This is a genomic window from Maritalea porphyrae (assembly GCF_027213965.1).
GTDB lineage: Bacteria > Pseudomonadota > Alphaproteobacteria > Rhizobiales > Devosiaceae > Maritalea > Maritalea porphyrae_A.
In genome coordinates this window covers 1-1,220 of record NZ_JAPWGX010000012.1, presented here as the reverse complement: position 1 = coordinate 1,220, position 1,220 = coordinate 1, and the positions used below count along the sequence as shown (strand labels likewise).

Annotated in this window: 1 protein-coding gene; it reads left to right on the top strand. The window is 55.9% G+C overall.

Annotated features, from left to right (window positions below):
- Positions 1 to 1,220 (top strand): methyl-accepting chemotaxis protein (locus tag O4H47_RS17825; RefSeq protein ID WP_269395374.1); only part of this gene is annotated, 1,220 nt, incomplete at both ends.

The window sequence follows — 1,220 nt, the reverse complement described above, 5'->3', positions numbered from 1 at the left end:
TCCAAGCAGCGCATGGTGGAACGTGCGGATATGATGCAAGAACTGCAACGTGCCTTTGGCGAAGTTGTGGACGCAGCGGTTGCGGGTGATTTCACCCGTCGGGTGGAAGCTGAATTCCCCGATGAAGAACTTAATCGTTTGGCCCATGGGGTGAACGACTTGGTGGCAACGGTAGACCGAGGCGTCACCGAAACCGGCGAAGTTTTGGCCGCATTGGCCAATACCGACCTGACCATGCGCATGGAAGGGGACTATCAAGGCGCCTTCTTGCAATTGAAGAACGACACCAACCGGGTGGGGGATAAGCTGACCGAGGTGATCTCGAGCCTGCGCGCTACATCACGGGCGCTTAAAACGGCAACCGGGGAGATCCTGTCTGGTGCCAACGATTTGTCTGAACGCACCACCCGTCAAGCCGCTTCGATTGAAGAAACCTCAGCGGCGACCGAGCAATTGGCCGAAACCGTGCGCGACAATACCGAGCGGGCCAAGCGGGCCCAGGTTTCAGCTGGGGAAGCCAGCCAAGTGGCCGAACGCGGCGGCGAGGTGATGGCAGAGGCCAATAAAGCCATGCAGCGCATCACAGCTTCGTCCAATAAGATCTCTGACATTATCGGCATGATTGACGATATTGCCTTTCAAACCAACTTGCTGGCCCTAAATGCTTCTGTTGAAGCGGCACGTGCCGGAGAAGCGGGCAAGGGCTTTGCGGTTGTGGCGGTTGAAGTGCGTCGTTTGGCCCAGTCTGCTGCCCAAGCGTCATCTGAAGTGAAGGTGTTGATTGAACAATCTGGGGCTGAGGTTGATGGGGGCACCAAATTGGTATCACAAGCCTCTGAGAACCTAGACGGCATTGTGGAAAGCGTTAAAGGGGTTACCGCGCTCATGGATGAGATTGCGCGCGAAAGCCAAGAACAGGCCACATCGATCAACGATATTTCTCACTCCATCCGCGAAATGGATGAGATGACCCAGCACAATGCGGCCTTGGTTGAAGAAACCAATGCAGCGATTGATCAGACCGAAAGCCAAGCTTCAGAACTTGATCGGGTGGTGGAACAGTTCCGACTTGATGCGAGCCAAGCGCCAGCATCATCTGAGCAAGCACCAGAGGAACGCCCCACACCACAAGCGCCACCTCAACAAGATGCACGCGGGTTGCAACAACAGGCCGCCAAAGCCTATCTCAGCCACGGCAATGCAGCCGTGAAAGAACCTGA